Source organism: Rossellomorea aquimaris, assembly GCF_003315075.1.
Classification (GTDB): Bacteria; Bacillota; Bacilli; order Bacillales; family Bacillaceae_B; genus Rossellomorea; species Rossellomorea aquimaris_C.
In genome coordinates this window covers 1-20543 of the sequence record NZ_QNRJ01000022.1, presented here as the reverse complement: position 1 = coordinate 20543, position 20543 = coordinate 1, and the positions used below count along the sequence as shown (strand labels likewise).

General features: G+C 40.3%; 23 protein-coding genes and 1 rRNA gene. 1 reads left to right on the top strand and 23 read right to left on the bottom strand.

What is annotated here, in order from left to right; genetic code table 11:
* Positions 1-399 precede the first annotated feature (399 nt).
* The 12 genes from spoVG to metG form a co-directional block, all read right to left on the bottom strand.
* Positions 400-693 carry a septation regulator SpoVG gene (gene spoVG / locus DET59_RS18285; protein WP_032085215.1) on the bottom strand — a complete coding sequence of 98 codons (294 nt, stop codon included), beginning with the start codon at positions 691-693 and terminating at the stop codon, positions 400-402.
* Between the two features lie 172 nt (positions 694-865).
* A complete protein-coding gene (locus DET59_RS18280) occupies positions 866-1240 on the bottom strand; it encodes a RidA family protein (protein WP_113971038.1) in 375 nt (124 codons plus the stop codon).
* Positions 1241-1255: 15 nt separating this feature from the next.
* Positions 1256-2092, bottom strand: a complete 837-nt coding sequence (gene purR, locus DET59_RS18275) for a pur operon repressor (RefSeq protein WP_113971037.1) — start codon at positions 2090-2092, stop codon at positions 1256-1258.
* A gap of 71 nt (positions 2093-2163) precedes the next feature.
* Complete coding sequence (gene ispE, locus DET59_RS18270) at positions 2164-3018, bottom strand: 4-(cytidine 5'-diphospho)-2-C-methyl-D-erythritol kinase (protein WP_113971036.1); 855 nt, start codon at positions 3016-3018, stop codon at positions 2164-2166.
* Positions 3019-3237: 219 nt separating this feature from the next.
* Complete coding sequence (locus DET59_RS18265) at positions 3238-3420, bottom strand: small, acid-soluble spore protein, alpha/beta type (protein ID WP_113971035.1); 183 nt, start codon at positions 3418-3420, stop codon at positions 3238-3240.
* A 128-nt stretch (positions 3421-3548) separates the two neighbouring features.
* Positions 3549-3818: a biofilm formation stimulator Veg gene (gene veg, locus DET59_RS18260; RefSeq protein ID WP_032085220.1), complete on the bottom strand. Its 270-nt coding sequence runs from the start codon at positions 3816-3818 to the stop codon at positions 3549-3551.
* Between the two features lie 569 nt (positions 3819-4387).
* Positions 4388-5266: a sporulation peptidase YabG gene (gene yabG / locus DET59_RS18250; RefSeq protein WP_113971033.1), complete on the bottom strand. Its 879-nt coding sequence runs from the start codon at positions 5264-5266 to the stop codon at positions 4388-4390.
* Between the two features lie 243 nt (positions 5267-5509).
* Positions 5510-6388 (bottom strand): 16S rRNA (adenine(1518)-N(6)/adenine(1519)-N(6))-dimethyltransferase RsmA, encoded by an 879-nt coding sequence (rsmA, locus tag DET59_RS18245; protein WP_113971032.1) that lies wholly within the window; start codon positions 6386-6388, stop codon positions 5510-5512.
* Positions 6381-6941: a ribonuclease M5 gene (rnmV, locus tag DET59_RS18240; protein ID WP_113971031.1), complete on the bottom strand. Its 561-nt coding sequence runs from the start codon at positions 6939-6941 to the stop codon at positions 6381-6383. Before rnmV ends, rsmA begins: the two co-directional genes overlap by 8 nt.
* A gap of 118 nt (positions 6942-7059) precedes the next feature.
* Positions 7060-8292 (bottom strand): G5 and 3D domain-containing protein, encoded by a 1233-nt coding sequence (locus tag DET59_RS18235; protein WP_258549730.1) that lies wholly within the window; start codon positions 8290-8292, stop codon positions 7060-7062.
* A gap of 251 nt (positions 8293-8543) precedes the next feature.
* Entirely contained in the window at positions 8544-9311 is a 768-nt protein-coding gene (locus DET59_RS18230) for a TatD family hydrolase (RefSeq protein ID WP_113971030.1), read from the bottom strand.
* A gap of 327 nt (positions 9312-9638) precedes the next feature.
* A complete protein-coding gene (metG, locus tag DET59_RS18225; RefSeq protein WP_113971065.1) occupies positions 9639-11597 on the bottom strand; it encodes a methionine--tRNA ligase in 1959 nt (652 codons plus the stop codon).
* A gap of 488 nt (positions 11598-12085) precedes the next feature.
* Between metG and DET59_RS18220 the strand changes: the two genes are divergently transcribed.
* A complete protein-coding gene (locus DET59_RS18220; protein ID WP_044340639.1) occupies positions 12086-12367 on the top strand; it encodes an AbrB/MazE/SpoVT family DNA-binding domain-containing protein in 282 nt (93 codons plus the stop codon).
* A 76-nt stretch (positions 12368-12443) separates the two neighbouring features.
* On the opposite strand, the gene rsmI is transcribed toward DET59_RS18220, so the two are convergent.
* From rsmI to rrf, 11 genes are all read right to left on the bottom strand, one after another.
* Positions 12444-13316, bottom strand: a complete 873-nt coding sequence (gene rsmI, locus DET59_RS18215; protein WP_113971029.1) for a 16S rRNA (cytidine(1402)-2'-O)-methyltransferase — start codon at positions 13314-13316, stop codon at positions 12444-12446.
* A gap of 24 nt (positions 13317-13340) precedes the next feature.
* The gene (locus tag DET59_RS18210) at positions 13341-14096 is read right to left on the bottom strand and encodes a tRNA1(Val) (adenine(37)-N6)-methyltransferase (RefSeq protein ID WP_113971028.1); all 756 of its coding nucleotides are present in this window, start codon (positions 14094-14096) and stop codon (positions 13341-13343) included.
* A gap of 155 nt (positions 14097-14251) precedes the next feature.
* Positions 14252-14626, bottom strand: a complete 375-nt coding sequence (yabA, locus tag DET59_RS18205; RefSeq protein WP_113971027.1) for a DNA replication initiation control protein YabA — start codon at positions 14624-14626, stop codon at positions 14252-14254.
* Between the two features lie 14 nt (positions 14627-14640).
* Positions 14641-15468 carry a PSP1 domain-containing protein gene (locus tag DET59_RS18200; protein WP_113971026.1) on the bottom strand — a complete coding sequence of 276 codons (828 nt, stop codon included), beginning with the start codon at positions 15466-15468 and terminating at the stop codon, positions 14641-14643.
* Positions 15469-15475: 7 nt separating this feature from the next.
* A complete protein-coding gene (gene holB / locus DET59_RS18195; RefSeq protein WP_113971025.1) occupies positions 15476-16459 on the bottom strand; it encodes a DNA polymerase III subunit delta' in 984 nt (327 codons plus the stop codon).
* A gap of 17 nt (positions 16460-16476) precedes the next feature.
* Positions 16477-16917 (bottom strand): YaaR family protein, encoded by a 441-nt coding sequence (locus tag DET59_RS18190; RefSeq protein ID WP_113971024.1) that lies wholly within the window; start codon positions 16915-16917, stop codon positions 16477-16479.
* A gap of 16 nt (positions 16918-16933) precedes the next feature.
* Positions 16934-17263: a cyclic-di-AMP receptor gene (locus tag DET59_RS18185; protein ID WP_044340646.1), complete on the bottom strand. Its 330-nt coding sequence runs from the start codon at positions 17261-17263 to the stop codon at positions 16934-16936.
* A 144-nt stretch (positions 17264-17407) separates the two neighbouring features.
* The gene (tmk, locus tag DET59_RS18180) at positions 17408-18040 is read right to left on the bottom strand and encodes a dTMP kinase (RefSeq protein ID WP_113971023.1); all 633 of its coding nucleotides are present in this window, start codon (positions 18038-18040) and stop codon (positions 17408-17410) included.
* An 18-nt stretch (positions 18041-18058) separates the two neighbouring features.
* Positions 18059-19474, bottom strand: coding sequence for an aminotransferase class I/II-fold pyridoxal phosphate-dependent enzyme (locus DET59_RS18175; protein ID WP_113971022.1), 1416 nt, complete (start codon positions 19472-19474; stop codon positions 18059-18061).
* A 129-nt stretch (positions 19475-19603) separates the two neighbouring features.
* Positions 19604-19804 carry a sigma factor G inhibitor Gin gene (locus DET59_RS18170; RefSeq protein WP_258549729.1) on the bottom strand — a complete coding sequence of 67 codons (201 nt, stop codon included), beginning with the start codon at positions 19802-19804 and terminating at the stop codon, positions 19604-19606.
* 648 nt (positions 19805-20452) lie between these two features.
* Positions 20453-20543, bottom strand: a 5S ribosomal RNA gene (gene rrf, locus DET59_RS18165); the annotation flags it as partial.

Sequence of the window (20543 nt, the reverse complement as noted above, 5' to 3'; positions counted from 1 at the left end):
GTAGAAAAGCGGAGGCGGCTTGCCCAGAGGCGACAAGCATAAGGCGAACCTGCCGGAAAGGCGCTCTTTGCCTTTTTGGCAGGTTTGACTTATGACCTCGAGCCTCTAGCCGCCGGAGCTGGACACATAGAAAAGCGGAGGCGGCTTGCCCAGAGGCGACAAGCATAAGACGAGTAACCCGGAAAGGCGCTCTCCCGGTTTTTCAAGGTGTTTTCATATATTCAAACATCAATGTCGAATTTTCTTTCCCCTTATAATAAAAAAAATAATAATTATAGGTTTCATCTCTCTAAAAATCGGGGTATACAAAAAGCGTAAGAATTGCCACTTTTAAACGACCGGCTCTAAAGACAAAAAAAAGAGCCTTACAAAAGTAGGCTCTTGATGTTATAGAACTAATTAGGAAGCCCCAGCTTCTTCTAACTCAACTTCTTCTAGCTCACCTAGACGGTGATACTCAGCTAAGACGGCATCTTGGATCTTGCCGCGAGTACCTGAATTAATTGGGTGAGCAATATCACGAAATTCCCCATCTGGAGTCCGCTTGCTTGGCATCGCTACAAATAAGCCATTGTTCCCATCAATAACGCGAATGTCATGAACAACAAATTCATTATCCAGCGTAATAGATGCGATAGCTCTCATGCGACCATCGGTGTTTACTCGGCGTAATCTTACGTCTGTTACTTCCATTCTGTTCACCACCTTTTTCCCTAGATGAAATCTACTCTATGTATTCAACGAATTATTTACATATTCCTTCTTAAATTGTAAAATTTTTTGAAAAGTTTTATTTTTTATATCCTTTCATCTATTTCATTTGAACTACACTTCTTTTTTGACACAAAAAAAACACCCGTGAATTTTACTTCACGAGTGCGATTACTTCGATCTCAACTAAGGCATCTTTAGGTAAGCGGGCTACCTCTACACAAGAACGAGCCGGCTTATGGTTACTAAAATATTCCCCATACACTTCATTAATCGTACCAAAGTCATTCATATCCTTAATGAATACAGTTGCTTTCACGACCGTTTCCAATGACGCTCCGGCTTCCGATAGTACGGCTTGAAGATTACGGAACACCTGATGGGTCTGTTCCGCTACATCCCCTTCTACCATAATACCTTCTGCCGTCAGAGGGATTTGACCTGAACTGTAAAATAAATTATTTACGACAATCCCCTGAGAGTATGGACCAATGGCTGCTGGTGCTTGCTTTGTAGAAACTACACGCATATTAAATGCCTCCCCTTATGGTAGAAATCTTAAATTTGATTGAAAATAATTTCCTTCCGTCAATGAAATCTGTTTGTCTTTTTCATTCACATCAGACAATCTTAACAATGAAACATAATCATCCACTAGTCGACCATCGATACTATTGGATTCAACTAAAACGCCTATTCCGGATAAAGTAGCCGAGAACTCTTCCAGTAAATTCTTCATACCGTTGATGGTTCCCCCTGCCTTCATGAAATCATCGACAACCAATACTTTAGACCCTTCCTTCAAACTTCTCTTGGAAAGAACCATGGATTGGATTCTCTTCGATGAGCCGGAGACATAATTAATGCTCACAGTCGATCCCTCTGTTACACGACTATCCCGTCTAACGATGACCACTGGAACATTTAAGTATGAAGCAATGGCATTTGCAATCGGTATCCCTTTTGTCGCTACTGTCATGATGACATCAATATCTTTCTCAGCAAAAGCAGACGCCAGTAATTTTCCGACACTTTTCATAAGCTGAGGGTTACCGAGCAGGTCGGTCATGTAAAGGTATCCGCCTGGTAATAAACGATCTGAGCTTTCCAGATGAACACAAAGCTCATCTATCATTTCTTTCGCTTCCTGACTGTTTACCTTTGGAACATATTGCACTCCACCGGCTGCCCCGGGAACTGTTTGAACTGTCCCCACGCCCCGTCCTTCAAATGTTTCCTTTACTATCGTCAAGTCCTCACTGATGGAAGACTTTGCAGAACCATACCGTTCAGAGAAAAAAGTTAAAGGAACAAGTTGGTGGGGGCGTTCTAATAAATAATGCGTCATATCGATTAATCGTTCACTACGCTTAAACTTCACCAAAGAAACCTCCTAAATCCGAATATTATAATGTAAATATATCACTAATATACGGATTTCGGCAAGAGCTCTTAATCTCCCAGCATGCGCACAGCGAACACTTGATCACAAAAACCTCTTAAACCATTATAGATTCGATGAAGTCTTGATTCATATTGCACTAATCCATATACCGTCGGCCCACTTCCGCTCATTAGAACAGCATCGGCACCAAAACGCTCCATTTGGTCCTTGATTTGAGCCACTTCAGGGTGCATATCCAATGTGACCGATTCAAGCACATTCCCAAGATTGGAGCATATATCATGATAATTTCCATGTTCTAAAGCTGAAACCATGGCGTTTGTATTCGGATGTGTAATGTTTTTCAAATCCAAATTTTTATAAACATCGGCTGTCGAAACCCCAATTGTTGGTTTTGCCAATATGACCCAACAATTAGGTGGGGCGGGAAGATGTTTGATTTTCTCGCCTCTCCCTGATGCTAAAGCTGTACCCCCGTAAACACAGAAAGATACATCTGAACCAATTTCGGAACCAAGCTCTGCCAGCTCATCCATACTGAGACCTAAATCCCATAATCGATTTAACCCTTTTAAGGTTGCTGCTGCGTCACTGCTCCCGCCTGCTAATCCTGCTGCTACAGGTATCACTTTATCAATGGATATGGCTACCCCTTTTTTGATATTCAACCTGGTCTTTAAAAGCTGTGCAGCCTGATAGGCAAGATTTCTTCCATCGTCCGGTACAAATCGATTATGCGAGAGAATCTTAATCGTATCATCAGAAAGATTCGTAAGCTCAATTCTATCTGCTAAATCAATTGTAGTCATAACCATCTCAACTTCATGGTAACCATCTGAACGTTTATGTAAAACATCAAGTGATAGGTTAATTTTTGCCGGCGCCTTCACTAATAACCTCATATCATCACCTTCTTACCAATACTCTTTGTTATATTGTATCATACACTTATTATCGAGAGTGTTAACTTCTAAACATACTCATACAAGTATGTTATTTTATCACGTTAAGTACTGATAGGAAAGAATGTCTTGTCCTTATTAAAACAAGGGCCACCTGAAAAGCACTACACTTTTAAGGCGACCCTGTATATGGTACTGATAAAAGATGCGCAAAAAGAGTTAGTGAGGACGATTTTCAGATAATCGCTGACTTGCGAGTTCAACTGCCCGCTTCACCATATTACCTGCATCTCGTGACGTGATTCCACTCCAACCATCCTTCTGAACAACATCATAGAACCCCAATTCCTGAGCGATTTCTTCTTTTAATTGATCAGACATGATTCCTCTTCTTCTGCTCATAAGTCTACCTCCTTTAGATGTACCACACGTTTAGTATGTGTACAAAAGGACAAAACATAACAAAAGCGGAATCCTCTAACTATGTACTTCCTGAAAATTGGACAAATAAAAAAGCAGCAAACGATTGTCTACTGCTGGCTAAAGATGATATTTCCTGTTGCTTCATCATAAAATGTTAATTGAACTGTCTCAGTGAGAACATCTGCATAGCTGTAAGAAACTCGTTCGAACGCATTCTCTTCTTGATCCAGTTGAACCACGAATACAGAAGGATACGTTTCGGCTAGAACACCTGAACGCTCAATTGTTTTTCGACGTCCACCGTTTGCTTTAAGCATTAAACGTTTCCCAAGATTAGAATCAAGGGATCTTTTAATGTCGGCTAATGTTTTTGGCATTTCGCTTCCACCTCACTATAATCAAATATAACACATTATGTAATTTTAGTCAAATAAATTTATTATTTTAACAAGAACATGGAACACCTGTCAATATATTTTATTCAACAAAAAGTACGTTTTTTCTACACACCTAACATTCCCCAACCCTTCAAAAATTATGTAAACAATAAAAGCGGAGGCGGCTTGGTCAGGCCCGACAAGCATAAGGCGAGTGCATCAGAAAGGCGTTTTTTTGCCTTTTTGATGCACTTGACTTATGACCTCGAGGGACTAGCCGCCGGAGCTGGACAACAATAAAAGCGGAGGGGCTTTGCCCAGAGGCGACAAGCATAAGACGAGCATGCCGGAAAGGCGTCCTTTGCCTTTTTGGCATGCTTGACTTATGACCTCGAGCCTCTAAGCCCCGGAGCTGGATAACAATAAAAGCAGGGGGGCTTTGCCCAGAGGCGGCAAGCATAAAAACCACTAAAAGACCCACCTTACTAGTCTATACATCCAAACACCAAATAGACCTTACAATTCACGCAGTAAATTGTAAGGTCTATTTGATTTTTGTCGAACATTCCCTATTCTTCTTCTGAAATTTTATAGGGCATCCCTGTACGAAGGACACCCTTCGTCTCGATTCCCCCAAGCCCTTTGTCTCCTGTTAACGTATTGCGGATGACGTCCCACACATTAACCGAGTCCTTAAACCCCGTAAAACAAATCTTAGCCACGATATACACCGGGTCCAATGCATGGATATTGACTCTGGACGGGGAGCTGGCAAAATTGGCTCCAGCATGGATCAGGGATTCAAAGTGGGATTGACAGGCACCTGCAAATATCACTAACTGATCCAGGTGTGGAGATTTGCTGCGTGCTTCCCGCACTGCCTGAACAAAATATTTAGAATGTCGATAGGCGTTAATATCAGCTTTGGTCCCTTTCGCCTTGGAATAGGCATCGTGACCGGTCAAAACAATAATATTCGGTCTATATTTATCGATAAGTGCCCCAATCCGTTCAGGCATCTCTGTCTCGCTGCAGTGAACACCTTTTACCGGGACACCAATTTTTTCATAAAGATCTAGACACTTCCTTAAATAGCTGGGATCTCCATCAAGATGAAGCACTTTCCCTGGAACCTGGAAATAGTTATAATCGTCTCGATAAGCATTCGTTACCCTATATTCCTGCTTATACTTCAGAAGCTCTATATCCTGACGAAATAGGTCAAGAGATTGTTCCTCTTTTGAACGAAACTCCTGTGTAATACGTTCCTGCTCTCTAGGGTCCATCTTCTTCAAATCATGAAAAGGAGCATCCGCTATTAATCGAAAATCTTCACCATACAGTACTGCCGTTTTTTGGCCATCTATCATGCGGATATCTATTACCCTGAATAAAATATCACATTGATATGAAAGGCGACCTACGACATCATTGATTTCGATATTCACATCAGTCACTCCCGTGGGCTAAACATTCGTTAAATCAAAAAAGGAAATAAATAAGCCGAGGAGGATCAACGTTTGTCATATCCTTCTCAACACGTTCCTTATCCTTAATTAAGTAAATATTCCCTGTGATAACCTATGCAACCCTCTATTATTCGGTGTCAATAAAATGGGAGTTCCCTGCGGAGTACACGGTAACAAAAAAAAGGCTAAACGCATTTTCACGTTTAGCCATCTATCCAAGCTTTAATTGAAATTCGGGTATAGCGCATCACTCAACCGGCCGAATTCCTGTATCGACAGTGTCTCTCCACGGCGTGTGGGTTCAATCCCGGCTGCAGATAAGGCCTCAAGGATCATGTCTTTCTTTTCCTTTCCTTGAGGAAGCTGACTGCTTAAATTGTTCAGGATGGTCTTTCTTCTTTGAGCAAAAGACGAGCGTGTAATGATAAAGAAGAAGTCTTCACTGATCACCTCGACAGGAGGCTTCTCACGCTTCGTTAGACGGATGACGGCTGAGTCTACATTCGGCTGAGGCATAAAGACCGTTTTCGGGACAGTCATGACCATCTCGGCCTTTGTATAGTACTGGATGGCAATCGAAAGAGATCCGTACGCTTTTGTTCCGGGCTGTGCTGAAATACGGTCCCCTACTTCTTTTTGAAGCATGACACAGATTCCCCTGATTGGAAGACCTTCCATCAACAGCTTAAGAATGATAGGGGTTGTGACGTAATAAGGGAGATTGGCCACTACCATAATATCGTCGAACCCTACAAACTCATTATTAATAATGGCTTCTACATCCGCCTCTAAAATATCTTCATTGATGATTTTAACGTTATTGTAAGGGGATAATGTATCATCCAGAATAGGAATGAGTCGCTGATCGATTTCAAATGCGACGACCTTTCCTGAGGTACGCGCAAGATGTTCTGTTAACGCACCGATTCCCGGTCCAATCTCAATGGCTGCGGTTTTCTCGGATAACCCTGCGTATTCCGTTATATTCCTGAGGATATTGGGATCAATTAAAAAGTTTTGACCCAGGCTCTTTTTAAACGAGAAACCATACTTACTTAATATTTCTTTCGTGCGTATCGGGGTGGCAATATCTTTATGCATTTTCTTCCTCCTGAATAATTTCCATTAAAGCTTTCTTAAACTCTTCTTTTTGAATATTGAACATCCTTAATCGTTTGTGCAGCTGTTTTCCATTAGTGTATCCGATTCTAAGCTTCTCACCAAGAGCAATTCTTCGATCTTTCGCCTGAGAACTGCCAATTAAACCAGCATCAATCAGATCCTCTTTCGAAATGACCTCTTCTTGCTCAACATCCAGCACATGGGCCTCTCTTAAAGACTCTCTTATGATATCTGGTGAAGCATGTTCTACACCTATCCCTCTACCTGACTTTGGCAGCGCATCCTTCTTATGTACAAAGGCGTGCTTACAACCCGGTACCGCATCACTTACAATCTTCCGGATACGTTCACCCGGGTAGTCCGGATCGGTAAAGATGATTACGCCTCTTTTTTCCTGGGCGTGTTTTATTTTTTCTATAGTAGCCGGAGACACAGCAGAACCATTCGTTTCAATCGTATCTGCATTGACAGCACGTTGAATGGCTACCGTATCATCCTTTCCTTCCACTACGATGATTTCTTTAATTTTCATAATTCCTCCAAAAAGTTGAAACATTTCTGCTTTCATTTTCGTCTAATCATTGAAGACCTAAAGCTATTATAACGGTTTTCACCGATAAATAAAAAAAAGCAGGAGAACACCCCTGCTCTTAGTTTAATATTTTTACTTTTATTGTTTTTCTTCCCCAACGATAGGCATCTGATTTAGACGGGAAGAATACATCAATTTTGTTCCCCTTGATTGCTCCACCCGTATCTGCAGCTACGGCATAGCCATAGCCTTCTACATATACCTTTGTTCCTAAAGGAATGACAGAAGGGTCTACTGCGATCACTTTAACATTCGGATTTGATTTCAGGTTGAGTCCTGTAGCTGTATAGCCTGAGCATCCGTTACATGATGCAGTGTAAGCTGTAGAGCTCACATAAAACTCTCTTCCTCCACTTGGAGCAGCTGAGGCTGTTGCAGATGAATTAGATGATGAACTTCCACGTGAAACTTGAGCCACTAAAACCTTTGTTCCGACATTAATGATTTTATCCTGGCTTTCTTTCACTACTTTTTCACTAACTAATTTTCTGGAAACCTCTTTGCCGTTTTCTTTCACAACTTCAAATTTCTTTTCAACCAAGCCGTTTTTACCTTCTTGAACGACCTTCTCTTTTCCTTTTGAAAGATCGGAATCCTTCTTGGAAATAACGGTGAAATCCTTTGTCTCTTCCACTACATCGGTGACTTTTTCAACTCGAACGACATTTACGACATCATTTGCTTTAACAACTTTGTCTAAACTTGGTTCAACACGGTCTGCATCTTTAAGTGTAATTCCTTGTTGCTTTAAAAAGTCAGCGACCGTAGTCGAAGTAGACCATACCTTTTGCTCTTTTCCGCCGTTCACAAGCTTAAGTGAAAATGCGGGATCAATCTTTACGTTCATGTCCCCTGTTACTTTTTCTGATAAGCCGGGTTTGACCTTATCATGTTCTCCTACTTTAATTTCATTTTCAGAGAGTAACTCTTTTACTGTATCAGCAGTCGTCCAGACCTTTTTCGTCTGATCCCCTACTACTACTTCTACCTGTTTTGCCGGTTCCCAAACAATGTTCATATTATTTGAGACCTTCGTATTCCCCGAAGGGTACAAATAGTCTTGTGAGCGGGTTGAAATCTCTAATTCTTTTAATATATCTTGAATGGTATTCGCATGCGTCCTAATCTCTTTTTGCTCGCCGTCTAAGGTCAATGCCACAGTGTTTTTAGATCCTTCGTAAAAAAGAATTCCAAATACAGCTGCGGATGTTACCAATGTTCCGATTGTAACAATCCATTTCCTTCGACTCAAAGACTTGGAAAACAGGCTTTTCATGGTTTTAAACTTCATGAAAAACGCCCCCTTTTCTCGGAGTGATTATATAGAGTAATCCAGTGACTGTCAACCCTTACTTCTTTTAACTTAATCTAGCAAAATATTGAAACTCGAGGGAACACAAACCATATTATGCATAAAAGAAGAGAAAAAGAAAAGAGAGAGTTATCGACATGATTATCCTATGAAAGCAGAAACCTATGTAGAACTTTTTGTTTTCACTTGCTATTAGGACAAGCTCTCTCAATTCTCGACAATATATGATGTCAGTTTATGTTGAATAACTTTTTTGCATTTTCGGTTGTTATGTTCTCTACTTCTTCTAATGATACTTCCTTAAGCTCCGCAATCTGTTCTGCTACCAGCTTCACATATGCAGGTTCATTTCGCTTCCCTCTGTTCGGGTGAGGTGCCAGATAAGGACAGTCTGTTTCGATCAGAAGCTTTTCCAACGGAATTTCTTTTGCTACTTCTTTTGGCTTTTTCGCATTTTTAAAGGTTACGGGACCTCCCAGAGAAATGTAGAAATTCATATCCACACATTCTTGAGCAATTTCAGGACTTCCGCTGAAGCAATGCATGATCCCTCCAACTTCCTCTGCTCCTTCTTCTCTTAAGATATCCACTATATCTTGTGTGGCATCACGGTTGTGTATAATAATTGGGAGTTTTACCTTTTTAGCTAAATGAATTTGTTTTCGAAACACTTCTTTTTGAACATCTTTCGGTGATTTATCCCAGTGATAATCAAGTCCCATTTCCCCTATGGCAACTACTTTAGGGTGATTTGAGAGCTCTTCTATCCAAGCTAAATCTTCATCCTTCATATCAATTGCATCCACTGGGTGCCAACCGATGCTGGCATATAAAAATTCATATTGCTCAATGAGCTCCATCGCCCGATTAATCGTAGGACGATCAAAGCCGACGACCACCATCTTTTCAACTCCAGCTTCTCTTGCTCTTGAAATTACCTCCTCCAGATCTTCGTCGAATTGTTCAGCATTCAAATGAACATGTGTATCAAATAGCATGTAAGACACTCCTTGTAATAAAGATAAGTTTAATATAAAAAAGCATGACAAGCATCACATTCATGTAACATTAATATTACATATTATGGTTTCTTTGGATATTTTTTATTTATACTGTTCCATTCGCATTTACTCTTCATTCTATCTATTTTAGTCACAGAACCATAACAATCTGTTTCTTTCTTTATTATTGTTTTCTCAATATAGTAATGAGAGAAAACAATTACTAACATAACAATTATCATCCCGAATTTTCTTTATCTCAATATACTAAAGGGATGTTCCACGTGGAACATCCCTTTAAAGACAAAAACATAAATACCTTACTTATTTTACTTTTGTCCCATTTGGTAAAGACTGGTCGATGGAAGCAAGAGACAGCGTTCCATTTTCTTCACCAGCAAGAATCATTCCTTGTGAAAGTTCTCCGCGCAGTTTTACCGGCTTCAAGTTTGTCACACAAATCACTTTTTTCCCAACCAGATCTTCCGGCTGATAGAATTTAGCAATTCCTGACACAACTTGTCGTTTTTCAAAGCCAAGATCCAATTGCAGCTTCAGAAGCTTATCCGCCTTTTTAACCGGCTCAGCTCCAATGACCTCCGCTACTCGAAGCTCAACTTTCATGAAATCATCGATTCCGATTTCCTCTGATTCTTCTTTAGCAGGCTCTTTCTTTTCTTCAACAACAGGAGCAGGCTCTTGCATTTTCTCTTTGATGAAGTTTACCTCTTCCTGAAGTTCAAGTCGAGGGAAAATCGGTTCTCCTTTTTTCACCACTTCCGTTCCTGCTGGAATGGCCCCGAAACTCTCCAGGCTTTCCCATGTGTGCATTCTTTCATCATGAAGATTCAATTGTTCAAAAATCTTCTTAGGAGTTCTTGTTAAGAACGGTTGTAAAAGAACAGCGACTCTTCGTAATGATTCAGCTAAATGACTCATCACACTGCCAAGCTCTTCTTTTTTGCTTTCGTCTTTAGCAAGGGCCCAAGGCTGAGTTTCATCAATGTATTTATTCGTGCGGCTGATTAACTGCCATAGACTGGACAAAGCTACAGAAAACTCCATGTTTTCCATTGCTTCTTCATATTTATTCACGGTTTCTTTGTTCACATCCAGGAGGGCTTGATCGAATTCACCGTTAGAATCAACATATGTTGGAATGACCCCATCAAAATATTTATTGATCATGGCCACTGTACGATTTAACAGGTTACCTAAGTCATTGGCTAAGTCGAAGTTGATGCGTTCAACAAATCCTTCAGGCGTAAAGACTCCATCAGAACCGAATGGCACTTCTCTTAACAGGTAATAACGAAGAGAATCAAGACTGTAACGATCAATAAGGGTGACAGGATCGACTACATTCCCTTTTGATTTTGACATTTTTCCGTCTTTCATCAGAAGCCATCCATGAGCGAAAACCTTCTTAGGAAGCGGAAGATCTAAAGCCATTAACATGATGGGCCAATAAATCGTATGGAAACGAACAATTTCCTTTCCGACCAAGTGAACATCCGCAGGCCAGTACTTTAAGTAATTGGAATCTTTTTCACTGCCGTAGCCCAGAGCTGTAATATAGTTGGATAGGGCATCGATCCACACGTAAATGACATGCTTGGGATCTCCCGGTACTTTCACTCCCCAGTCAAAGGTTGTTCTTGAAACGGCCAAGTCTTCTAAACCAGGCTTAATGAAGTTATTCACCATCTCATTCTTCCGGGACTCAGGCTGAATGAATTCAGGGTTTTCTTCATAGTAAGCAAGAAGGCGGTCAGCGTATTTGCTCATTTTGAAGAAGTACGATTCTTCCTTCACTTTTTCAACGGTTCTGCCACAATCAGGACAATTTCCGTTTTCTAATTGACGCTCAGTAAAGAAGGATTCACACGGTGTACAATACCAGCCTTCATACTGGTCCAAGTAAATATCTCCCTGTTCCACAAGCTGATGAAAGATTTTTTCCACGATATCCTTATGACGCTTCTCTGTCGTACGGATAAAATCATCATATGAAATATCCAATTTCCCCCAAAGATCTTTAATTCCACTAACGATCCCGTCTACATATGCTTGAGGAGTAATTCCTTCTTCCTGAGCTTTACGTTGAATTTTCTGTCCATGCTCGTCCGTTCCTGTCAGGTACATGACGTCGAATCCACGCATTCTCTTATAACGGGCCATTGCATCACCAGCAACCGTGGTGTAAGCATGTCCAATATGTAAATTTCCACTTGGATAATAAATCGGTGTTGTAATATAGAAGGTGTTCAACTTTTCTTCCACTTTCTGTTCCTCCTCTTTTTTATCTACCCCCATAAAGCCATAGGGGCCTCCGTATGGTTTATAGTGGCATAATTGTTACGTACATCCATTACCTGCGCCTTACCTATCATCTTAACCTCTTATCTCATCAAAATATACCTAAAATACAGGGTTTCTGCAACTAAACAATGTTGAATCTTAATATTGTCGAAACTAGTGAAGGTTTTTGTCTAATTTTGTCGAATAAATGGGTTAAATAAAGAAAATTCGACATTTCTCTCACTTATTACTTTCATTACAATAATATTTAATTGGTAATACAATTTTTTACAACAAACCGTAAACCTTATTAAAACAACATTTTTTTATCCATTTTTTCTTAATAATTTACAGATATAATTATTGACGATATTCCTAATCGTTGGTATGATAGAAACAACAAAAGAAATTTGTCGAATATTGACGAACTAGAGAGATATAAATAATATTTATTTGGAGGAGATTTTCAAATGAAGTCTACAGGTATTGTAAGAAAAGTTGATGAATTAGGTCGTGTCGTTATCCCTATCGAATTACGTCGTACATTAGGTATTGCTGAGAAAGATGCTTTAGAAATCTATGTGGATGACGAAAGAATCATCTTAAAGAAGTATAAGCCAAGCATGACTTGCCAAATCACTGGTGAAGTTTCTGATGATAACATCAAGCTTGCTAACGGTAAATTGGTTCTTAGCCGTGAAGGTGCAGATCAATTACTAAAAGAAATCCAGGATTCACTACAAACAAAATAATTTATTGTTCATATATCAAAGGACCGAGTCTAAATCGACTCGGTCCTTTTTTTGGATTTTGCATCTCTGCACTCTTCTATTCAACATGATAAGCTTGATAAACTTCCCGTTTTGGAAGGGAGCGTTCTTTTGAGACTTGTTTGATGGCTTCTTTGGAGGTCATGCTTTTTTCGTTCATGTAATGCTGCACATGATCCAGAAGGGAGTAGTGGCTCCACCAGACGTCTTCCTCTACTTTTTCCAACGGACCCGCTCCTTCAATTAATAAGCAGAATTCGCCTCGTACTTCCCCATCGTTTGCCCATTCCATTACTTCTTCCAGTGATCCACGGATGAATTCCTCGAATTTCTTCGTGAGCTCACGACAAACAACGATTTGTCTATTCCCTAAAGCCGCATGTAATTCTTTTAATGTTTCTTTTAATCTGTGTGGTGATTCATACAGGATAAATGTATCTTCCACCGATTTTAATGTTTCAAGCTCGACTCTTTTATCTTTTTTTCCTCTATGTAAAAACCCATAGAAGTAAAATGGCTGGGGGGCCAATCCTGAAGCGATTAAAGCAGTAAGGGCTGCATTAGCTCCCGGTAATGGAATGACAGCAATTTCGTGATCGATTGCTTCTTTCACCAGTTCGTACCCCGGATCTGAAATGGATGGCATTCCTGCATCACTTACAAGGGCAACGAGCTCGCCTCTTTCCATACGTTCAATCAGCTTCTGTCCGCTCGTTTCTTTATTGTGCTCATGATAGCTGATGATCGGCGTATCAATTTCAAAGTAGTTACATAATTTTTTAGTATTTCTTGTATCTTCAGCCGCAATCACTGCCGCTTCCTTCATCATGCGGATGGCTCGAAACGTCATATCCTCTAAATTCCCGATCGGTGTAGGGACAAGATACAAACTTCCTTTTTCACTATCCTGAAAGCTTTTCTGTTGGTTCATTGAATCGCTCACCTCCTCATTTCTTTAGTCCTTATCTTCATTCTTTCCAAACAGCATATCATATACTTCCTTTGAATATTTGTTCTCTTCATCGTACACATAAAGAGGTGGCAGGATTTTCAGGTCCGGTTTCCCATCTTTTATTCCTTCTATTAAGATGGTGTTAGCTTCTCTTCCCGGCTTCGGATATACGAAGCGCAATCGTTTAGGCTCAAGACGATGCTTCCTCATCAACGAGAGGATGTCCATCAAACGACCTGGACGATGGACGAAGGAAGCCTTTCCTCCTTGCTTCAGGAGATAGCTTGAAGCTTGAATGGTATCCTCAAGGGAACAAAGGATTTCATGGCGGGCGATCGCATAGTGTTCGTTTACGTTTCTTTTATCACCGGGTGGAGTATTAAAGTATGGAGGATTACATGTCACGACATCATAGTGTGAATGATGAAGGAGCTGAGCGATCTCCTTCACATCCCCCAGCTTCATGGTTATTTGATTTTGACGACCATTATACTCGACACTTCTCTGTGCCATATCAAATAATCTTTCTTGAATCTCCACCCCCGTAATGTCAACGTTGGTTCTCGCACTTAGCAATAAGGGGATGATGCCGTTACCTGAACATAGATCCACCACTTTCCCTTTGTGAATCGGTAAATAGCTGAAATGGGCCAATAGTACAGCATCTGTTGAAAAGGAGAAAACAGATGGACTTTGTATGATCCTCATATTTTCGGCCAATAAATAATCTAAACGTTCATCTTCTTTTAACTCGACCATAGGTTTCCTCCATTTTTTCTTCTATTATATGTAGTTTCAAAAGTTTTTAAATAGGGGGGCAAAGCCCCTCCGCTTTTCGATTAAAAAGGACCAATCCCATATGTATGGATCAGTCCTTTTTCATCTGTATTTTATTCAGAAGGATGAAGATTTCCTCACTTCTTGTTTAAGAATGAGAGGCAGAATAAACAATCTTCATCCTTCCGTGGACTTCCGAAATGTATATTACAAATATGAAATCCTTCCTGGTATAATCGAGCAAGGTTGTCATACCCTTCTCCTATATCCAGTGCTTTATCTTCTAAGTCTGACTCACTCGTTGTACCCGCATCGCTGTTTGTTTGTACCTTTTTTGGTGAGTTCTCTGTTTGTTCCAGTCTACGGCGCAAATGCTCATTTTCAAGCTTCAACGAATTATTCTCTTCCAACATTTCAGCTAGACATTGCTTGAGCTCACCTAATTGATGATATAAATGACCAATTTGTTGTTCCATGTTACTGACTGAATCAAAGAACTCTTTTTTATCCACGACACTACACCCCGTTACTCTGTGGCTTGGAATGATACGGCACCCACGTTCATGATTTCATCTAATGTGAATTCCAGAACCCGCTCTTCTTCTTTAATATCCACTTGAAGAATACGTTCCAGAATATTAAGACCTACCACTTTACCTTTTCCATGAGGTGTCTTAATCACTTCTCCGATATCAGGTAATTCCGCTTTCGCTGTTTCATACTCGTCGTTCTCGTATTTCAGACAGCACATTAAACGTCCGCATAAACCTGAAATCTTCGTTGGATTAAGGGATAGATTTTGATCCTTCGCCATCTTGATGGATACCGGCTCAAAATCACCTAAAAAGGTAGAACAACATAACATGCGGCCACAAGGACCAATACCACCCAGCATTTTTGCTTCGTCTCGAACGCCAATCTGACGAAGTTCTATGCGCGTACGGAAAATGGAAGCTAGATCTTTTACTAGCTCTCGGAAATCAACTCGTCCATCAGCCGTAAAATAGAATATGACTTTGTTACGATCAAATGTATACTCTACATCTACCAGTTTCATATCTAATTGATGCTGATTAATTTTATCACAACATACATTGTAGGCTTCCGTCGCAGATGATTTGTTCTCATCTACGATTAATCGATCTTTTTGATCAGCGATACGAATCACTTTTTTCAATGGAAGCACTACATCATTTTCTCCGACTTGCTTTCTCTCTACGACTACTTTTCCAAATTCGATCCCGCGAACGGTTTCAACGATTACATAAGAATCTTTCTGAATATCCAATTCACCCGGATCGAAATAATAGATTTTACCCGCTTTTTTAAAGCGTACACCTACAACATCGTACAAAGGACCATCACCCCTGCAGTTTTAGCATAAGCTGTTCTACTAGCAGCTGCGAATTCATATTGGCGTTTAACTTGCGTTTTGCTTCAAGTATCGCCGTCATATTAGTAGAAAGACGATTGGTAGATACTTGAAGTGCGTTTGATTTCCAGTTTTCCTTTTGGTCCGGGTACACGAGCTGTTCTTCTTTTCCTAACTGGATATGAAGTAAGTCTTTATATATTAGAAGTAAAAGATCTAATGCTCGATCGACTTGATCTTTTTCTTTGAAGTGCTGTACAAAATCCTCCTGTATTTTGACCATTGCTTGGAAGGGACTTTTCTGGAGGACTTCATATAATTTTAACACTATTATTCTTGCTTGTGCAAACCACTCATTTTGACATATTTCTACAGCTTCCTCATAATGGTTCGTCAAATTGGCTGCAAGCGTCGCAAAATGGGGTGGGATCCCCTCTTCCAATAACTGTTTTGTCAGCTGTTCTTTCGGTAACGGCTTAAAGGAAATTGTCTGGCACCGTGAAAGAATAGTAGGCAATATGCGATGAATATTTTCTGTGATGAGTATCGCTGTGGTATCAGCTAACGGCTCTTCAAGAAACTTAAGCAGGCTATTAGCCGCATTCGCTGTCATTTTATCTCCATGAACAATGATGTAAATCTTCTTCTTGGATTCCACACCCGTTTTCGAAAATTCTTCTTGCAAACTTTTAATCTGATCCTTCTTGATCGAAAGACCGTCCGGCTCTACCAGATGTAGGTCCGGGTGATTTCCATGATTGATCCTTTTGCAGTTGGAGCAGCTTTCACATGCCTTTCCATCTACACGGTTCACACATAGCAAAGCTTTCGCAAACAGGATGCTCATTTCTTTCTTTCGTGTCCCTTTTTCACCCTCGAATAAATAAGCATGAGCGACACGATCCTTTACAATACTATTCTGAAGCATCTGAAGGACGACGGGCTGAAATGGTTGTATCTCTTCAAACAACATGTCTTAACATCACTCTCTTACATATAAAGATTAATAAGCAATCCCTTTATTTCTCCAATTTTTCCCAGAATATCAATGGAGTTCTTTTCTTTATCTAAAACATCTTCCGTCAGGTCAACCAGCTGTTGATCGATGGTTTCTACTATATTGAGCTTTCTGCCTTCACCATACTGATTCCACGTATGAGATTGCTTCAAGTCCATCCCGAAATCTACGGCCTCACGCACAAATTTTTTGACCAATGTTTTATATTTAGCAAGATCTTTAAATGATCTTGATTTGGCTAAACGACTGCCGGCATCTTCAATTGTGACGAGCAGTTTACTGAGCTGTTCCATCTGCATTTTCTGATCGTGCTTATGAACAAGCTGCCCGAATTTAACTTGACCTGTTCCATTAGATTTCTGATCTTTCGTTACTTTATCTAAGGAAACCCGATGGTCCTGGTTAATTTTCATAGGTTAAACCCTCACTTTAAAACTGATGGAATTGCTCTACAGGAAGAACGAATACGGTCGCCCCACCAACGGCTACTTCAACAGGGTAAGGCACGTATGAATCTGCATTCCCACCCATGGGAGAAACAGGAGCCACCATCTGATCCCGTGACTGACAGTTTTCTTTAATAACCTGTAACGCTTTATCTACACGAATATCTTCTGTACCAATAATGAACGTGGTATTCCCTGACTTCAAAAACCCGCCGGTACTTGCTAATTTCGTCGAACGAAAATTATGTTCCATCAGGGCATTGGACAAACGATTGCTATCTTTATCCTGTACAACTGCCATAATTACCTTCATTAATCAATTCCTCCGTTTTAAAGCCATATACTTCCTTCTATTATATCATTGAACAGGTTCTACATACATGTTTCATCCAAAAAAGAGACGGACTTCTTAGCACCAATTTTTGCTTAGAAGTCCGCCTTTTTATTTTCACCAAACTTACTTGTTTAAGTAATCGGTCACGATACCATATGCATCACCAAATACAGCTTCTTTGCTCTGGCTGGCATCGATGACTTGAATACGATCAGGATATTGTTTTATTAACTTCTGATACCCTTCCCTGACGCGCGTATGGAAATCAACCGACTCCAGATCCAATCGGTTCACTTCTCTCCCATTATGTTTCGCAATTCTCTTTAACCCTTCTTCGGGATCGATATCAAAATATAACGTTAGATCCGGCATCTTATCCTCAATGGCAAATTGATTGATATCCATGACCTCTTCCATACCGATTCCACGGGCATTCCCCTGATAAGCAAGGGAACTATCAATAAATCGATCACAAATCACAATCTTCCCTTCTTCAAGTGCGGGAATCACTTTTTCGACCAAATGCTGTCGTCTCGCTGCAGCATATAAAAGAGCTTCCGTCCGTTTATCCATTTCCGTGTTCCCTGTATTTAAAATGACTTCTCTAATCTGTTCAGCAATGGAAATGCCTCCAGGCTCCCTCGTCTGAATGACATTGAAGCCTTCCTGTAATAATCGGTTATATAGTTCCGTTAGTATCGTTGATTTACCGGCTCCCTCAGGGCCTTCAACTGTAATAAACAATCCTTTTGACATGTCTTTCCCTCCACTTGCTTATCGATACACAAACAAACGATTTTCATCTAAGCGGTGATGACCTTGAATGTTTGCCTTATTCTTTACATACTCTGTTAAACGCTCAATGGCGTGAGAGGTGATTCGTTCTCCTGGAATCAACAGAGGAATTCCCGGTGGATAAGGAGTGACCATTCCCGCTGAAATTTCTCCTTCTGCTGCGTGAAGGGGAATGAGTGCTTCCTCTTTCTCTTCCATATCCTCAAAGCTTAATGCCAATGTAGTAAAAAACTCTTGGCTATTTGAACGATTTGTTTCATGAATCTTTATCTTTTCTATTATCGGTTCATTCCCTAATGCCCTCTGTATTCGATTGATCGCTTCTTGATAAGGAAAAGATCGATCTTTCTTCAGTAATGGAAGAATCAGTAGTACATAATCGGGGTCAGCAAGCTCCGGATAAACTCCCTCCGACTCTAATAACTGTTGTAGAGTGTACCCTGACCTCCCCGCAAGCTTCATGACAAGCTTTAGTGGATCAGCCGATACCTTTACAACAAGTTGAGGATGAACCCCCTCTAATGCTTGTACAAACTTATGGATCTCTTTCAGGTTCTGTTCCTTATCTTCTTTCGTAAAAGTCCCGATATAGGACCTGGCATAATCAAGGGATGCCATAATCGGATACGATGGACTGCTTGATTGTAGCATAGTTAAATACTCTTTCACTTTACGCTCACTCACTCTTGGGCTTGTGATGTGTAAATACGACCCCATCGTCATGGCCGGGAGCATCTTGTGAGCCGAATGGACGACAATATCCGCTCCACATTCAATTGCAGACTCCGGAAAAGGGCTGCCCAATATAAAATGAGCACCCTGTGCCTCATCAACGATACACGTCACATCATGTTTATGTAATTCCTTGATTATCTGATCAATATGGTACGTGAACCCATAATAAGTTGGATACGTCAGGACACACGCCTTCACCCGGGGAAATGCCTTCAATGCTTCTTTCAAAGCGTCTAGACGGATACCAAGGGCGGTCCCCTCGTCATTCCACTCTGTTTCTATTAATATAGGAACAGCCTTAGCAAGCTTGATTCCATTTAATACCGACTTATGACAATTCCTTTGAACGAAAACGGGATCTCCCGGTGAGCATGAAGCAAGAATGGCTGCAATATTTCCAACTGTACTTCCGTTCACTAAAAAATAACTATTCATCGTCCCATATACATCCGTCAGCAAGTCCTCCGCTTCACGTATCGCCTCATGAGGATCATGTAAATCATCCAATCCGCTTAACTCTGTAACATCAGATTGATAAAATGGTTGATCATCCATCAATAAACCGTTTTTATGACCCGGCACATGAAAAGAGATAGGCTTGGCAGACCGATGCTTCTCTATCGCCTCAATAAGAGGGGTTCTCCTCTGATCTCGTTTCATACTCTAAATCTCCTCAAAAAAATATCCACTCATATCGTATCACACCCAGGCTGTTCAATGCTCCAGGGAACAAGGAAAACTTTTTACCTACTAAAATCAAAAAAAATCATAACCAAATGTACTTCCTGGTTATGAATAGATTTGAGGAGTATTCACTTTTTTTAACCGTTGAATGAATGTTTTATACAAAGGATCATTTGTTTCTGTCTGAACCATTTCTTTCTCACATTCTGTGCAGATAAACGATGTGTATAGATGGATTCCAATCTTCTTTTCAACGTGACAAACGATACACTCTTCTAAAGCCGCCTTACGCTCTGGATTTAACATAGGGCTCTCCACCTCCATACAACCTATTCTGCCTCAAAACCACCAATTGTATACATTATTTCAAACTTTTAAACTGACAGAATAATCAAGTGTAATTTATCTTATGTTACAATCGCCCTGTCTGTGTATGTCTCTATAAAAAAGATTGTGGAAAAAAGATATTGGGTGGGAAATGTTGCTGAATTCATTTAAATGAAGGGTAGATATTGGTTGGAAATGGAGATCATTTTTGGGTATTTGGAAAGTTGATTATTATATTGGGTCGGGTAATGGATGTGGTGGGATGTCCCGTAGTATGTGCGGGTAGAAAGCTATGAAGCTTGCAAAATCGTATAAGTTACGTTGTTTTTGTGTGAAAATGTGACGCATCTTGGACGTGTGTGCCTGTTTTAACGGTGCTAGTACCGTTTGTTTAGGTATAACTTTTCCTGTATTTGTGATAATTGCGTCTTTTTGTTATTTTTTGCGTCTTTTTAGACCTTTATTGCGTCATTTTTTCATTTTTTGCGTCTTTTTCGGCCATTATTGCGTCAATTTTTCGTTTTATGCGTCTTTTACCATTTACTACCTAATATTTTATCTCTCAGAAAAAGAACTTCTAACCAAAACAAAAAAAGCAGCCCCTAAGAGCTACTCTTTCTTATATTTGCCTGGCGACGTCCTACTCTCACAGGGGGAGATCCCCCAACTACCATCGGCGCTGAAGAGCTTAACTTCCGTGTTCGGCATGGGAACGGGT

Excerpts from the sequence above, each read along its gene's own strand:
- DET59_RS18280 (WP_113971038.1), bottom strand. The coding sequence starts at position 1,240 with ATGCGTGTAGTTTCTACAAAGCAAGCACCAGCAGCCATTGGTCCATAC.
- ispE (WP_113971036.1), bottom strand. The coding sequence starts at position 3,018 with ATGAGGTTATTAGTGAAGGCGCCGGCAAAAATTAACCTATCACTTGAT.
- DET59_RS18170 (WP_258549729.1), bottom strand. The coding sequence starts at position 19,804 with ATGTTAAATCCAGAGCGTAAGGCGGCTTTAGAAGAGTGTATCGTTTGT.
- holB (WP_113971025.1), bottom strand. The coding sequence starts at position 16,459 with ATGTTGTTTGAAGAGATACAACCATTTCAGCCCGTCGTCCTTCAGATG.
- tmk (WP_113971023.1), bottom strand. The coding sequence starts at position 18,040 with ATGTCAAAAGGATTGTTTATTACAGTTGAAGGCCCTGAGGGAGCCGGT.
- DET59_RS18235 (WP_258549730.1), bottom strand. The coding sequence starts at position 8,292 with ATGAAGTTTAAAACCATGAAAAGCCTGTTTTCCAAGTCTTTGAGTCGA.
- DET59_RS18230 (WP_113971030.1), bottom strand. The coding sequence starts at position 9,311 with ATGCTATTTGATACACATGTTCATTTGAATGCTGAACAATTCGACGAA.
- DET59_RS18220 (WP_044340639.1), top strand. The coding sequence starts at position 12,086 with ATGAAGTCTACAGGTATTGTAAGAAAAGTTGATGAATTAGGTCGTGTC.
- rsmI (WP_113971029.1), bottom strand. The coding sequence starts at position 13,316 with ATGAACCAACAGAAAAGCTTTCAGGATAGTGAAAAAGGAAGTTTGTAT.
- DET59_RS18185 (WP_044340646.1), bottom strand. The coding sequence starts at position 17,263 with ATGAAGGTAATTATGGCAGTTGTACAGGATAAAGATAGCAATCGTTTG.
- DET59_RS18265 (WP_113971035.1), bottom strand. The coding sequence starts at position 3,420 with ATGAGCAGAAGAAGAGGAATCATGTCTGATCAATTAAAAGAAGAAATC.
- DET59_RS18190 (WP_113971024.1), bottom strand. The coding sequence starts at position 16,917 with ATGAAAATTAACCAGGACCATCGGGTTTCCTTAGATAAAGTAACGAAA.
- DET59_RS18210 (WP_113971028.1), bottom strand. The coding sequence starts at position 14,096 with ATGGTCGAGTTAAAAGAAGATGAACGTTTAGATTATTTATTGGCCGAA.
- rsmA (WP_113971032.1), bottom strand. The coding sequence starts at position 6,388 with ATGCATAAAGATATTGCCACCCCGATACGCACGAAAGAAATATTAAGT.
- veg (WP_032085220.1), bottom strand. The coding sequence starts at position 3,818 with ATGCCAAAAACATTAGCCGACATTAAAAGATCCCTTGATTCTAATCTT.
- rnmV (WP_113971031.1), bottom strand. The coding sequence starts at position 6,941 with ATGAAAATTAAAGAAATCATCGTAGTGGAAGGAAAGGATGATACGGTA.
- DET59_RS18175 (WP_113971022.1), bottom strand. The coding sequence starts at position 19,474 with ATGAAACGAGATCAGAGGAGAACCCCTCTTATTGAGGCGATAGAGAAG.
- spoVG (WP_032085215.1), bottom strand. The coding sequence starts at position 693 with ATGGAAGTAACAGACGTAAGATTACGCCGAGTAAACACCGATGGTCGC.